Below are 14,695 nucleotides of genomic sequence, written 5' to 3' on the forward strand. Positions count from 1 at the left end.
CCGTGGAAAAACCGCGGCGGTCTCAAGCGGTTAGATCGACATCGGCGTGAAAGCCGCTCACTCGAACAGTGGCGCGAGCTCCATCTGCGGCACCAGCACGAGGCCCTTGTCGGTGATGCGAATTTCCGGAATGACCGATAGTGGAATCAAATTGAAGCCCATGTAGGGGATGGTGCAGCCGGCTTCGGCCCATTCCTTCTTCAGCACCTTGACCGCTTCGGCGACCTCGGTAACCCGTTTGTCGGAGAGAAGGCCGGCGATCGGCAGCGGGACCAGCGCCCTCACCTTGCCGTCGGCGACGACGCAAACGCCGCCCTGTTCCGCCTTGATGGCCGATATCGCCGCCTGCATGTCGCCCTCGTTGGTGCCGGCGACGATGATGTTGTGACTGTCGTGCCCGACGCTGGAGGCGACCGCCCCGCGCTTCAGGCCGAAATCCTTCAGCAGGCCGTAGGCGACATTGCCGGCCGACTTGCCGTGGCGCTCGACCACCGTGACGAAGCACAGGCCATAGCGCTCAAACAGCGACGGCCAATCCTTGGCCGGCTCGATCGCGACCTTCTCATGGATCAGCGTAATGCCCGGCAGCGCCGTCTTGATGGCGTTGACGGTACACGCCTTCGCCGGCAATTCCGGCGTCAGCTTGACCTTCTCCGGGAGCTTCACCGTCACGTAGGCTGCCTTCGGATATTGATAGCGCTGCGACAACGCCTGATCGAGCCGCGGCGTGATCTTGCCATGCTCGACCACCAGCTCGCCGCCATACCAGGTGCATTGCGGTCTGAGCTGATCGTCCATCAGCACGAGATCGGCGCGGCGGCCGCCGCCGAGCCCGCCGATATCGCCCTCCATGCCGAAGCGTGTGGCGCCATGCAGCGAGCCCATCGACCAGGCCTGTTCGGGCGACATGCCGGCCTTTACGGCCTCGCGCACCACCCAGTCGAGACCAAACAGCAGAAGATCGTCGGCATCACGGTCGTCGGTGCACACCGCCGTACGTTTGTGCGACGCCCCGAGCTCGGTGATGGTGCGGATCGCCTGCGGCAGCGAATGCCAGGGCGTGGTCGGCGGACCGCCGCGCAGGAACACCCAGACGCCGGCGTCGAGCAGATCGTCGGCGATATCGCGATCGATCGCCTCATGGGTGTCGGTGACACCGGACGCCGCATAGGCCGCGACGAATTCACGGCCGTAAACGTGTCCGGACACCGGCCGTCCCCGCTTCAAGGCCGCGGCAAGGATGGCATGGCTGCGCTCGTCGCCCATCGTGACAGGCACGAAATCCATCTTCTCGCCGAGCGCGACCGCTTCGGGCCAGCGGTCGAACAGGCCGGCGATCTTGTCTGGCGTGAGGTCGCCGCCCGCGGTCTCCAGTTCCGCCGACGTGGCCGGCACCGTGCTCGGCACCGTCAAAAAGATCGAGAGCGGCGCCTCGCGCGCGTCCTCCAGCATCGCCTCGACACCGGCGACGTCCATGACGTTGCCGATCTCGTGGCTGTCGCAGAAGATCGTGGTGGTGCCGTTGAGGAGCGCAGCCTCGGCATAGGCGCAGGCCGTCACCATGGAGGATTCGATGTGGATGTGCGGATCGACCAGCCCCGGCGCGATGATGCCGCCGGCGGCGTCGTAAAGCGGCACCCCGCCCGAGATCTTCTTCGCCGTCCCGGCCGGTTTCACCGCTGCGACGCGGCCACCGGTGATCCAGACCTCCCGACCGGGATGGATGCGTTCCGAATAGGTCGAAAGCACCCGGGCCCCCGTGACGACGAGATCCGGTGCGACGCGTGCGGAGGCGACATCGGCCAGACGCCGGGTCATCGAATGCAGCGGTGCGACGGCGAAGCGGGTAAGTCTGGTCATCGGGACCCTCGCGTGGCGTTACGGCCCAGCGATGGTTACGCCCTGCGCTATAGCGGGCAAGCGCAAATATAACGGCAGGCCCTGCTTACGCCTTAGGCGCCGAACTGCCCGTCGTCCCCGCCCTTGCGGGCCTGCGCGGGTTCCGCCTTCTCGGCGGTGCTGCAGCAGCGGGCTTGACCCGAATTCGCATCGACCGGCCCTTTGGCTCATCGATCTCGAACGAATTCGTCTTGCGCACGAGGTCACTCAGCTTGCGGAACCCGAACGTTCTCGGATCGAAATCGGAGGCCAGATTGGCGAGCTGCCGGCCGACTTCGCCGAGCGCGACCCAGCCGTCCTCGCTCTCCATCTGGGTGATGACCTTCTTGATGATGGGCGTGGCTGCATCGGGCGGCTGAAGCGACGTCGATCTTGAGGCGGCATCCTGGGTGGTCGCCGGGACGGAGACCAGGTTCTCGGTGTAGACGAACCTTCGGCAGGCCTGCCTGAAACTTTCCGGCGTCTTCTGCTCGCCGAACCCGAACACGTCGACGCCCTGCTCACGGATGCGGGCGGCCAGACGGGTAAAGTCGCTGTCGGACGAGACCAGGCAGAAGCCGTCGAACCGGCCGCTGTGAAGCAGGTCCATCGCGTCGATGACCAGGGTTATGTCGGAGGCATTCTTTCCCGTCGTATAGGCGAATTGCTGCTGTGGGATGATGGCGTGTTTGGACAGGATGTCGGCCCAGCCCCTGGACCGCGCATTGGAGAAGTCGCCGTAGATGCGGCGGACGCTGGCCTCGCCGATCTTGGCAATCTCCTCGAACAGCCCATCCGCGATCTTCGCAGAGGCGTTGTCGGCATCGATCAGGACGGCGAGACGGGGCGAGCGAAGTTCCGACGGCATGGCGTTTCCTCAACGAGCTGGATGCAGCATTAGAGGACGCGCGCGCCGGGACGGCTAGTCCTCGTTCGCCTTGAAGCGCCCCATCCCCTTCAGCACGAACGGGGCCAGCAGCGCAACCAGCGCAATGCCGAGCAGCGTCGCCGAGATCGGGCTCTGGAGCAGCGTCATGGGATCGCCGAGGCTGATCGCGAGCGCGCGGCGCAGCTGGCTCTCGGCGATCGGACCGAGGATCAGGCCGACGACGACCGGCGCGATCGGAAAGTCGAACCGGCGCATCAGGAAACCGAGCACGCCGAAGCCGGCGAGCATCGACAATTCGACCACCGACGGCTTTGCGGCGATGGTGCCCATGGTCGCGAACACGAGAATGCCGGCATAGAGCCAGGGCTGCGGGATCGCGAGCAGCCGCACCCACAGGCCGACCAGCGGCAGATTGAGCACCAGCAACATGCAATTGGCGATGAAGAGACTGGCGATCAGGCCCCACACGAGGTCAGGCCGCTCGGCAAACAGCAGCGGCCCCGGGTTGAGGCCGTACTGCTGGAACCCCGCCAGCATCATCGCGGCCGTTGCCGAGGTCGGCAATCCCAGCGTCAGCAGCGGCACCAGCGTGCCGGCGGCGGAGGCGTTGTTGGCGGCCTCCGGTCCCGCGACGCCTTCGATCGCGCCCTTGCCGAATTCTTCCGGATGTTTTGTGAGCCGCTTCTCAGTGGAATAGGACAGGAAGGTCGGAATCTCCGCGCCGCCTGCGGGCAGCGCGCCGATCGGAAAGCCGAACATGGTGCCGCGCAGCCACGGCTTCCACGAGCGCTTCCAGTCTTCTTTTGTCATCCACAGCGAGCCGCGCACCGGCTCGAGCTTCTCCTCGGTGTGGTGGCGCCGCGATGCGACGTAGAGCGCCTCGCCCACCGCGAACAGACCGACCGCAAGCGTGGTCACCTCGACGCCGTCGAGCAATTCAGGGACGCCGAAGGCAAGCCGCGCCTGACCGGTCAGCTTGTCGATGCCGACGAGGCCCAGCGTCAGGCCGATGAACAGACTGGTCAGGCCGCGGATCGGGGAATCGCCAAAGGTCGCCGACACCGTGACGAAGGCGACGCACATCAGCGCGAAATAGTCCTCGGGGCCGAAGCGCACCGCGAAATCGACCAGCCACGGCGCGAGAAAGGCCAAGCCAATCGTGGCAATGGTGCCGGCGACGAAGGAGCCGATTGCGGACGTCGCAAGCGCCGGCCCGCCGCGGCCGGCCTTGGCCATCTTGTTGCCCTCGAGCGCGGTCGCCATCGATGCGCTCTCGCCGGGCGTGTTGATGAGGATGGCGGTGGTCGATCCGCCATACATGCCGCCGTAATAGATGCCGGCGAACATGATGAGCGAGCCGCCGGGATCGAGCTTGTAGGTCACCGGCAGCAGCAGCGCGACCGTCAGGGCCGGGCCGATGCCGGGCAGCACGCCCACGGCCGTGCCGAGGAACACGCCGATCAGCGCATAGAGGAGGTTCATCGGCTGGACGGCGACCGCCATGCCGTGGGCCAGCGCGGCAAAGGTGTCCATCACAGCAGTCGCTCCAGCGGACCGGTCGGAAGGCTCAGCGTCAACAGCCGGTCGAACGCGAGATAAATGAGGGTGGACATCACGAGGGCGATGATGCTGTCGACGAGGATGGCACGGCGCCCAAACGCCGCCGACGTCGTCACGAACAGCGCCGACGTCGCCAGGATGAAGCCGCCGCCGAAGCCGATGATGGCGATCAGCAGCGCAAGGCCAACGAGGATCAGAACCACAGGCACGGGATCGGCCCTCTCGCGCGCCGGCAGATTGCCGCGCAGCGCGTCGATGAAATTGCCGATCGCGAGCAGCGCGAGGCCGGTGGCGACCACGACCGGCATCGCCTCCGGTCCCATCCCATACATCGCAGTGGATTGCAGCCCGCGCGCGTCCCAGACCAGCACCGCGGCGAGACCTGCGAGCAATACAGCTATGACGATGCCGGCGCGATCGACGCGCCGCGGCTGGGCGGGATCGCCTGAGGTCATGACTTGACCAGGCCGACCGATTTCAGCACGTCGGTGACGCGCACGGTTTCCTTCTTCAGGAAGTCGGCGAAGGCGTCGCCGCCGAGATAGGCATCCTCCCAGCCCTTCTGCTTGAGGATCTCCTTCCAGGCGTCCGACTTCACCATCTTCTCGACCGCATCGCTCAGCGTCTTGCGCTGCTCCGGCGTGATGCCGGGAGGCGCGACCACCGAACGCCAGTTGGCGATCACGAGGTCGATGCCTTGCTCCCTAAAGGTCGGGATGTCGCTGCCCGCGATGCGCTTCTCCGAGGTCACGCCGATCGCGCGCAGCTTGCCGGACTTGATCTGCCCGTCATATTCGCTCAGCCCCGAAATGCCCGCGGTGACCTTGCCGCCGAGGATTGCCGCCAGCGATTCGCCACCGCCGGAGAACGGGATGTAGTTGATCTTCTTCGCATCGGCGCCGACGGCGCCCGCGAACAGCGCCGCCATGACATGGTCGACGCCGCCGGCCGAGCCGCCGGCGAAGGTCACCTTGGCGATGTCGGCTTTCACCGCGGCGGCGAGATCCTGCGCGGTCTTGATAGGCGAATTCGCCGGCACAACGATCACCTGGATTTCCTCGGTGAGGCGCGCGATCGGCGTCACCTGCTCGAGCGTGACAGGCGATTTGTTCATGGCGAGCGCGCCCACCATGACGAAGCCGTTGACCATCAGCTGGTTGCCATCGCCCTTGGCGCCGTTGACGAACTGCGCGATGCCGATGCTGCCGCCGGCGCCGGGAACGTTGGTGACCTGCACGCTGCGCGCGACGCCCGCGGCAACCAGCGCCTGCTGCATCGAGCGCGCGGTCTGGTCCCAGCCCCCGACCGGGGCCGCCGGCGCCATCAGCTTGAGCTCCAGCGGCTGGGCGAAGGCCGGCGTAGCTGCCGCAAGGGTCAACGCGACGGCTGCGCCGACAAGGCGCGCGGGAAATTGAAACATGAGGGTATTCTCCGGGCTCGTGCGGACGTCGTTGATCGGTTGCCGCATTGTGTCGTTTGGTCGCATATCAGCCAAAACGGCCGATGCTGTCCAGCGACAGGCCCAGTTCCTTGTTAGCCAGACTTCGGCATCACTCCACCGAGCGCGACGGTCAATTCGCCGGCGACTTCGCGCACGATTTGGCCGATTTCCGGCAATCTGTCGTCGGTCAGGCGGCTGGTCATGCCCGAGACGGAAATCGCCGCGAGCGGCTCGGCGCAGTCGTTGTAGACCACTGCGGCAATACAGCGCAGGCCCATACAGGCTTCTTCATCGTCGAGCGCAAAACCCTGCTTGCGGATCTTCTCGAGCTCCTTGAACAGATCGCCCGGCCGCACGATCGACTTCTCGGTCAGGCGAGGCATGCCGTGATGGCGGATGACCGCGCCGACGTCCTCGTCCGAATAAGTCGCGAGTACTGCCTTGCCGACGCCTGACGTCACCATGGCGACGCGGCCGCCGACCTGGGTCAGCGAGCGCATGATCTCGCGGCTCTCCATGCGGGTCAGCACGATGATGAACTCGTCGTCGACGACAGCGAGATTGGCGGTCTCGCGGGTGAGATCGCGCAGCTTGCGCAAGTAAGGAATCGCCTGCGTGGAGAAATTACGCCGCCGGGCAAAGCTCGCGCCGACCGTGAAGCTGCGCACGCCGACATGCCATTTGGACTGGGCGCGGTCGAACTGCACGAAGCGGCGGCTCTCCAGCGTCGCCAGCAGGCGGTGCACGGTCGAGGCCGACAGGCCGGTGCGCACGGCGAGGTCGCTGAGGCGATAGCCTTCGTCGTCTTCGGCCAGCGTTTCAAGGATCGACAGCGCGCGGTCGACGGACTGCACGCCGCCATCGCGCGCGTCGTGGTCGGCCTCCGATGGCGATCGAGGCTCGAGCGATTTGCGCCGGATCACGTTCTTGCTCATCGCGACCTGACCGTTCTCCCTCGCCCTATTCTTATTTCCCTCTCCCCGCTTGCGGGGAGAGGGTCAGGATGAGGGGGAGTCTCCGCAAGGACGGTGACAGTTAGACTCGTGGAGAGTCCCCCTCACCCGAATTGCTTCGCAATTCGACCTCTCCCCGCGCGCGGGGAGAGGTGAATAACCACCCGCTCCGGATCATACCGAAGCGTCGTCGTCGTCTCAGAGCAGCCCTGCCCCGCGCGCCCACTTGTACTTGGCGCCGAGCACCTCGACCGGAAGCTCGGTGGAGTAGGCGTAGGCCGGGATGCCGTTCTGATAGAGATATTCGGCGGCTTCCTCGACCTCGACGTCGCCGGCGAGCGAGGCGACGATCGGCTTCACGAAGCCCTTGGCCTCCATCTCCTTCTTCACCTCGACCATGTTGCGGGCGAACACCATCGGCGGCGTGACGATGGTGTGCCAGTAGCCGAGGATCAGCGAATGGATCCGCTCGTCCGACAGGCCGAGCTTCACCGTGTTGACGTAGGTGATCGGCGGCTCGCCGCCGGTGATATCCACAGGATTTCCGGCCGCACCGAACGGCGGGATGAATTTGCGGAAGGCCGCATCCAGATCCGGCGGCATCGACATCAGCGACAGGCCGTTGTCGACGCAGGAGTCCGACAGCAGCACGCCAGAACCGCCCGCACCGGTGATGATCAGCACGTTCTCGCCCTTCGGCGTCGGCAGCACCGGCACGCCACGGGCGAATTCGAGCAGCTGCCGCAGCGAGCGGGCCCGGATCACGCCGGACTGCGCCAGGACGTCCTCGTAGATCTTGTCGTTACCGGCGAGCGCGCCGGTATGCGACGAGGCCGCCTTTGCGCCGGCCGAGGTGCGGCCGGCCTTGAGCACGATGACCGGCTTCTTCTTGGAGACGCGCTTGGCGGCTTCCGCGAAGGCGCGGCCGTCCTTGAGGTCTTCGCAGTGCTGCGCGATCAGGTTCGTGTTTGGGTCCTGCTCGAAGAAGGCGAGCAGATCGTCCTCGTCGATGTCGGACTTGTTGCCGAGGCCAACGATCGCCGAGACGCCCATCTTGGCCGAGCGCGAGAAGCCGATGATGGCCATGCCGATGCCGCCCGACTGCGACGACAGCGCCGCGTGGCCCTTGACGTCGTAAGCCGTGCAGAAGGTCGCGCAGAGATTGGCCGGCGTATAATAGAAGCCGTAAATGTTCGGCCCCATCAGGCGGATGTCGTACTTCTTGCCGACCTCGACGATCTCGGCCTGAAGCTCCGGCGCGCCGGCTTCGGCGAAGCCCGACGGAATCAGCACCGCACCCGGGATTTTCTTCTCTCCGCATTCGGTGAGCGCCGCCGCCACGAACTTCGCGGGGATAGCGAACACGGCCGTGTCGATCACACCCGGAACGTCCTTGACGCTCTTGTAAGCCTTGTAGCCGAGGATCTCGGCGGCCTTGGGGTGGATCGGATAGATGTCGCCCTTGTAGCCGCCGTTGATGAGGTTCTTCATCACGGAGTTGCCGATCTTGCCGTCCTCGGCGGAGGCGCCGACCACGGCGACCGCCTTCGGCTGCATGATGCGGCTCATGGCCGCGACGATCTCTTCGGTCGGGCGCGGCTTCGGCTTGGGCACATAGGCGAAGTCGACGACGATACGCACGTCGGCGGCGATCGCGTCCTTGGCCGTCGCGAACACCGGGTTGAGATCGAGCTCGACGATTTCAGGGAAATCGGTGACGAGCTGCGAAACCTTGACGATGACGTCGGCGAGCGCCGTACGGTTCACCGGCTCGCCGCCGCGAACGCCCTTCAAAATCTCATGCGCCTGGATGCCGTCGAGCATCGAGAGCGCGTCTTCCTTGGTCGCGGGCGCGAGGCGGAAGGTGATGTCCTTCAAGACTTCGACCAGCACGCCGCCGAGGCCGAAGGCGACCAGCTTGCCGAACGAGCCGTCGGTGATCGAGCCGACGATGACTTCGGTGCCGCCGGCCAGCATCTGCTGCACCTGGACGCCCTCGATCTTGGCATCGGACTTGTACTTCTTGGCGTTGGAGAGAATGGTCTCGTAGGCCTTCTCGGCATCCTCGGCCGTCTTGAGGCCGACGATGACGCCGCCGGCTTCGGTCTTGTGGAGAATGTCCGGCGAGACGATCTTCATCACCACCGGGAAGCCCATCGAGGAGGCCATTTTGCCGGCCTCACCCGCCGACCTGGCCACACCCTCCTTCGGCACCGGAATGCCGTAGGCGTCGCAGACCAGCTTGCCTTCCGGCGCGGTCAGGCTGATGCGGTTGTCCGCCTTGACCTGGTCGAGCACTTTGCGGACGGCATCTTTGGAATTGGACATATGGCTTCTCCCTTGACCTCAGTTCGTTCTTTCAAAGCGCGCGCGTGTAGCGGCTGCCCGTGATGCTTGCCATTCGCCGCGCTCTGTTCCATGTCGCGGAACGGAGTGGCATAAAGCCCACATTACTCCGCCGCTTTGGATCAAAAATGGCTGGCGATGGCATTTGGTATGCCAGAAGCCAACTTGTCAAGCTGCTGCATGACTTAGAACGCCGCAAAAAATAGCCAGCTTGACATTCTGGCATGTGGTATGCCAAAAACTTTCCCGTTAATAATCCTGTAAAAGACGACTCCCACTGGAGGAGATTCGTCGTGTCACTGCGGAAACCAACCAAGGCGTTGCCGAACATGACCGAGGCAGATATCGCAATCGTTCGTATTGCCCCGGAGAGCAGCTTCAAGAACAAGGCGTATGACGCCTTGAAGGAAGCCATCCTCAAGATGGACATCTACTCGACGCCCGAGCCGGTGATGCTCGACGAGCGCGCGCTGTCCGAACGCCTGGGTGTGAGCCGCACCCCGATCCGCGAAGCCATCGCGATGCTCGAGCAGGACGGCTTCGTGAAGACGGTTCCGCGCCGCGGCATCATGGTGGTGCGCAGAACCAAGAGCGAGATCGTCGACATGATCCGCGCCTGGGCGGCGCTGGAGAGCATGGCGGCCCGCCTGATCACCACCACCGCACGCAAGAAAGACATCACGGCGCTGCGCGACTACTTCAAGGATTTCGGCAAGGACCGCCTGCCCGAGGATCACGTCGAGGAATATTCGCGCGCCAACATCGCCTTCCACCAGGCGCTGATCTCGCTGTCGGAATCGCCGGTGCTGGTCGACCTCACCAACGATCTGCTGCTGCACGTGCGCGGCTACCGCCAGCTCACCATCGGACGCAAGGATCGCACCGCCACTTCGCTGCCCGAGCATCTCAGCATGATCGAAGCACTGGAAGCGCGCGACACCGAGCTCGCCGAGAAGCGCGCTCGCGACCACACCCTTGGCCTTGCCGCTTACGTCGAAGCGCACGGTCAAGAACTGTTCACCTAGCAACGTTCACCAGAAGGGCGAGCCATTCGCCCACAAAGCCTAAAACGGCATATGAGACCAGGGAGACAAGGCCCATGCTGAATACCGCGACCAAGTCCGAAGCACCGGGCACCGAGCAGGAATTGACGGATGGCTTTCATCTCGTCATCGACGCGCTCAAGCTGAACGGCATCAACACCATCTATAATGTGCCGGGCATCCCGATCACGGATTTGGGCCGCATGGCGCAGGCCGAAGGCATTCGTATGATCTCGTTCCGCCACGAGCAGAACGCCGGTTACGCCGCAGGCATCGCCGGTTACCTCACCAAGAAGCCGGGCATCTGCCTCACGGTGTCCGCGCCCGGCTTCCTCAACGGTCTCACCGCGCTCGCGCACGCCACCACCAACTGCTACCCGATGATCCTGATCTCGGGCTCCTCCGAGCGCGAGATCGTCGACCTCCAGCAGGGCGACTACGAAGAGATGGACCAGCTCGCGATCGCCAAGCCGCTGTGCAAGGCGGCCTATCGCGTGCTGCACGCCCAGGACATCGGCATCGGTCTCGCCCGCGCCATCCGCGCCGCGGTCTCGGGTCGTCCGGGCGGCGTCTATCTCGACCTGCCGGCGAAGCTGTTCGGCCAGGTGATGAACGCCGATGCCGGCCAGAAGTCGCTGGTCAAGGTGATCGACGCCGCGCCCGCGCAGATCCCCTCGCCCGCTTCGATCAAGCGCGCGCTCGACGTGCTCAAGGCGGCGAAGCGTCCGCTCATCATCCTCGGCAAGGGCGCGGCCTACGCGCAGGCCGATGAAGAGATCAAGTCGTTCGTCGAGAAGAGCGGCGTGCCGTTCCTGCCGATGAGCATGGCCAAGGGCCTCCTCCCCGACACGCATCCGCAATGCGCTGGGGCCGCGCGCTCCACGGTGCTGAAAGAATCCGACGTCGTGCTGCTGATCGGCGCCCGGCTGAACTGGCTGCTCTCGCACGGCAAGGGCAAGAGCTGGGGCGAGACCCCGAAGAAGTTCATCCAGGTCGACATCGAGCCCAGGGAAATGGACTCCAACGTCGAGATCGTCGCGCCCGTCGTCGGCGACATCGGCTCGGTCGTCTCCGCCTTCAATCAGGCGATCAGCACGGGTTGGACCGCGCCGCCGGCCGAATGGACCAAGGCCATCGTGTCCAAGCGTGACGAGAACGTCGCCAAGATGGCGCCGAAGCTCATGAACAACAAGTCGCCGATGGACTATCACGGCGCGCTCGGCGTGCTGAAGAACGTCATCAAGGATCATCCCGAGGCGATCCTCGTCAACGAGGGCGCCAACACGCTCGACCTCGCCCGCGGCGTCATCGACATGTACAGGCCGCGCAAGCGTCTCGACGTCGGCACCTGGGGCGTGATGGGCATCGGCATGGGCCAGGCGATCGCGGCTGCGCTCGAGACCGGCCATCCCGTGCTGGCGGTGGAAGGCGACTCGGCCTTCGGCTTCTCCGGCATGGAGGTCGAGACCATCTGCCGCTACAACCTTCCGATCTGCGTCGTCATCTTCAACAATGACGGCATCTATCGCGGCACCGACGTCAACAGCGTCAACGCCGATCCGGCGACGACCGTGTTCGTCAAGGGCGCGCGCTACGACAAGATGATGGAAGCCTTCGGCGGCGTCGGCGTGAATGCCACCTCGCCCGACGAGCTCAAGCGCGCCGTCAACGAGGCGATGGCCTCGGGCAAGCCGACGCTCATCAACGCGGTGATCGATCCGGCCGCTGGCTCGGAGAGCGGCCGCATCGGCAACCTCAATCCGCAGAGCGTTCTGCAGAAGAAAAAGTAAGTCCTCCCCTTCAACCCTTAATTCCCTGCGGTTTGCGGGGGCAGACAGAGTATACGGAGCAACACGATGACCAAAGCGCTCAAGGGCGTTCGCATTCTCGACTTCACCCACGTCCAGTCCGGACCGACCTGCACGCAGCTGCTGGCATGGTTCGGCGCCGACGTGATCAAGGTGGAACGTCCGGGCGTGGGCGACATTACCCGCGGCCAGCTGCAGGACATCCCGAACGTGGACAGCCTGTATTTCACCATGCTCAACCACAACAAGCGCTCGATCACGCTCGACACCAAGAACCCCAAGGGCAAGGAAGTCCTCACCGAGCTGATCAAGAAGTGCGACGTGCTGGTCGAAAACTTCGGCCCCGGCGTGCTCGACCGCATGGGCTTTCCCTGGGAGAAGATCCAGGCGATCAACCCGAAGATGATCGTCGCCTCGATCAAGGGCTTTGGCCCTGGCCCCTACGAAGACTGCAAGGTCTATGAGAACGTCGCGCAGTGCACCGGCGGCGCCGCCTCGACCACCGGCTTCCGCGACGGCCTGCCGCTCGTCACCGGCGCGCAGATCGGCGACAGCGGCACCGGCCTGCACCTCGCGCTCGGCATCGTCACCGCCCTCTATCAGCGCACGCATTCGGGCAAGGGCCAGAAGGTCACCGCCGCGATGCAGGACGGCGTGCTCAACCTCGCCCGCGTCAAGCTGCGCGACCAGCAGCGCCTCGCGCATGGTCCGCTCAAGGAATACAGCCAGTTCGGCGAAGGCATTCCGTTCGGCGACGCCGTGCCGCGCGCCGGCAACGATTCCGGCGGCGGCCAGCCCGGCCGCATCCTGAAGTGCAAGGGCTGGGAGACCGATCCCAACGCCTACATCTACTTCATCACCCAGGCCCCGGTCTGGGAGAAGATCTGCGACGTGATCGGCGAGCCCACCTGGAAGACCGATCCGAACTACGCCAAGCCGGCCGTCCGCCTGCCGCGCCTCAACGAGATCTTCGCCCGCATCGAACAGTGGACGATGACCAAGACCAAGTTCGAGGCGATGGAGATCCTCAACAAGGACGACATCCCCTGCGGCCCGATCCTGTCGATGAAGGAGATCGCCGAGGACCAGTCGCTGCGCGCGACCGGCACCGTGGTCGAGGTCGATCACCCGACCCGTGGCAAGTACATCTCGGTCGGCAATCCGATCAAGCTGTCGGATAGCCCGAGCGAGGTGGAGCGCTCCCCGCTGCTCGGCGAGCACACCGACGAGATCCTGCGCAGCGTGCTCGGCTTCAGCGATCACCAGGTCGCCGACATCCACAAGTCCGGCGCGCTCGAGCCGCCGCAGAAGCAGGCCGCTGAGTAAGCCGCACCACGTTGAATGAGACGAAAGGGCCGCCCGAAGGGGCGGCCCTTTTTGCTTCAGAAGACCGTGCGGTCGCGGCTGTGACTAAAAAATGGAAAAACAACCCCATGCACAGTAGCTAACCTGTTGGTCATAAACGATTTCGTATTTCACGAAATGTCTTTTGACACGTCGGGCAAAACAGGGGCATTATGCCATGATCCGACAAAGCCAATATCCTGCCCGGCGAAGAGCGGCCGAGGGGTTGTTCGTCGGACAAACGACCTAACGGCCAGGGCATGATCGGGAAAGAGGCTCAGCGGCATGCAAAAAGGTCAGAGCGCCTCCAGTCCGAGCCGGCGGAACAACTTTCGATCGGCTTCGTCCTGCGGATTGCCCGCCGTCAGCAGCGTGTCGCCGACGAAGATCGAGTTTGCACCGGCAAAGAAGCACAGCGCCTGCATCTCGTCGGTCATCGCCGACCGCCCCGCCGAGAGTCGCACGAAAGAGGCCGGCATCATGATACGCGCCAGCGCGACAATGCGCACGAACTCGATCGGACCTATCGGCGTCGCCTTCGCCATCGGCGTTCCCGGAATCGGGATCAGCATGTTGATCGGCACGCTCTCCGGCGCTTCCGGGAGGTTGGCGAGCGTGACCAGCATGTCGACGCGGTCCTGTTCGCTCTCACCCATGCCGAGAATTCCGCCGCAGCACACTTTCATGCCGGCATCGCGGACATGCTCCAGCGTATCGAGACGATCGGCGAACGTGCGGGTGGAGGTAACGCTCGGATAGAAGCGCTCCGAGGTATCGATATTGTGATTGTAGTAATCAAGCCCGGCAGCACTCAGCCGGTCGGCCTGATCCCGGTCGAGCATGCCGAGCGTCATGCAGGTCTCGAGCCCGAGCTCCTTCACGGCTCCGACGACCTCGACAATGGCATCCATGTCGCGCGGCTTCGGATTGCGCCAGGCCGCGCCCATGCAATAACGCGTCGCGCCGCTGTCTTTTGCCTTGCGTGCCTCGGCAACGATCTTCCCGACCTCCATCAACTTGGAGGCTGCAAGAGCGGTCGCATGATGCGACGACTGGCTGCAGTAACCGCAGTCTTCCGGACAACCACCTGTCTTGATGTTCAGCAGCCGGCTCAACTGCACGCGATTTGGGTCAAAATGCTCCCGATGTACGGATTGTGAACGGAAGAGCAGATCGTTGAAGGGAAGCTGGTAAGCCGCCCATGCATCTTCACCGGTCCATCTTTGAGACCTTTGCGGCCTTTCCTTTGCGGGGATTGTCTCCCGTCGTTCACACCGAGCATTACACATCTCCTGACATTGCGGCGGGACAATCGCACTATCGCAAACCTGGCGCCAGTCCGCAGGGTCCTTGGAACAAAAGCGGCGGCGTGCCATTGTTGTCTAAGCCGGCGTGCTATCCCGACGTACGAGCGACGCAGCCGCCAAGGCGAG

Annotated in this window: 11 protein-coding genes; 3 read left to right on the forward strand and 8 right to left on the reverse strand. The window is 64.4% G+C overall.

Annotation, left to right across the window (positions count from 1 at the left end; translation table 11 throughout):
• Positions 1-57: 57 nt before the first annotated feature.
• The 7 genes from IVB46_RS23665 to IVB46_RS23695 all read right to left on the reverse strand — a co-directional run bounded on the left by IVB46_RS23665 (position 58) and on the right by IVB46_RS23695 (position 9,049).
• Complete coding sequence (locus IVB46_RS23665) at positions 58-1,860, reverse strand: adenine deaminase C-terminal domain-containing protein (RefSeq protein WP_247308576.1); 1,803 nt, start codon at positions 1,858-1,860, stop codon at positions 58-60.
• 85 nt (positions 1,861-1,945) lie between these two features.
• Complete coding sequence (locus tag IVB46_RS23670; protein WP_028150272.1) at positions 1,946-2,746, reverse strand: NYN domain-containing protein; 801 nt, start codon at positions 2,744-2,746, stop codon at positions 1,946-1,948.
• 54 nt (positions 2,747-2,800) lie between these two features.
• The gene (locus IVB46_RS23675) at positions 2,801-4,300 is read right to left on the reverse strand and encodes a tripartite tricarboxylate transporter permease (RefSeq protein WP_028150271.1); all 1,500 of its coding nucleotides are present in this window, start codon (positions 4,298-4,300) and stop codon (positions 2,801-2,803) included.
• Positions 4,300-4,782: a tripartite tricarboxylate transporter TctB family protein gene (locus IVB46_RS23680; protein WP_247308573.1), complete on the reverse strand. Its 483-nt coding sequence runs from the start codon at positions 4,780-4,782 to the stop codon at positions 4,300-4,302. The genes IVB46_RS23675 and IVB46_RS23680 overlap by 1 nt, the downstream gene beginning before the upstream one ends.
• Positions 4,779-5,747, reverse strand: coding sequence for a tripartite tricarboxylate transporter substrate binding protein (locus tag IVB46_RS23685; RefSeq protein ID WP_247308572.1), 969 nt, complete (start codon positions 5,745-5,747; stop codon positions 4,779-4,781). The genes IVB46_RS23680 and IVB46_RS23685 overlap by 4 nt, the downstream gene beginning before the upstream one ends.
• A gap of 113 nt (positions 5,748-5,860) precedes the next feature.
• Complete coding sequence (locus IVB46_RS23690; protein WP_063984517.1) at positions 5,861-6,703, reverse strand: IclR family transcriptional regulator; 843 nt, start codon at positions 6,701-6,703, stop codon at positions 5,861-5,863.
• 216 nt (positions 6,704-6,919) lie between these two features.
• Positions 6,920-9,049 (reverse strand): acetate--CoA ligase family protein, encoded by a 2,130-nt coding sequence (locus IVB46_RS23695; RefSeq protein WP_247308570.1) that lies wholly within the window; start codon positions 9,047-9,049, stop codon positions 6,920-6,922.
• Between the two features lie 347 nt (positions 9,050-9,396).
• On the opposite strand from IVB46_RS23695, the gene IVB46_RS23700 reads away from it, so the two are divergent.
• From IVB46_RS23700 to frc, 3 genes are all read left to right on the forward strand, one after another.
• Positions 9,397-10,092, forward strand: coding sequence for a GntR family transcriptional regulator (locus IVB46_RS23700; RefSeq protein ID WP_166105920.1), 696 nt, complete (start codon positions 9,397-9,399; stop codon positions 10,090-10,092).
• A 74-nt stretch (positions 10,093-10,166) separates the two neighbouring features.
• The gene (gene oxc, locus IVB46_RS23705; RefSeq protein ID WP_247308567.1) at positions 10,167-11,900 is read left to right on the forward strand and encodes an oxalyl-CoA decarboxylase; all 1,734 of its coding nucleotides are present in this window, start codon (positions 10,167-10,169) and stop codon (positions 11,898-11,900) included.
• A 66-nt stretch (positions 11,901-11,966) separates the two neighbouring features.
• Positions 11,967-13,244, forward strand: a complete 1,278-nt coding sequence (frc, locus tag IVB46_RS23710) for a formyl-CoA transferase (protein ID WP_063984521.1) — start codon at positions 11,967-11,969, stop codon at positions 13,242-13,244.
• A 314-nt stretch (positions 13,245-13,558) separates the two neighbouring features.
• On the opposite strand, the gene bioB is transcribed toward frc, so the two are convergent.
• Positions 13,559-14,551, reverse strand: a complete 993-nt coding sequence (gene bioB / locus IVB46_RS23715) for a biotin synthase BioB (RefSeq protein WP_247308565.1) — start codon at positions 14,549-14,551, stop codon at positions 13,559-13,561.
• Positions 14,552-14,695: the final 144 nt, after the last annotated feature.

Origin of the sequence: Bradyrhizobium sp. 61 (assembly GCF_023073075.1) — a bacterium.
In the GTDB taxonomy this organism is placed as follows: Bacteria; Pseudomonadota; Alphaproteobacteria; order Rhizobiales; family Xanthobacteraceae; genus Bradyrhizobium; species Bradyrhizobium barranii.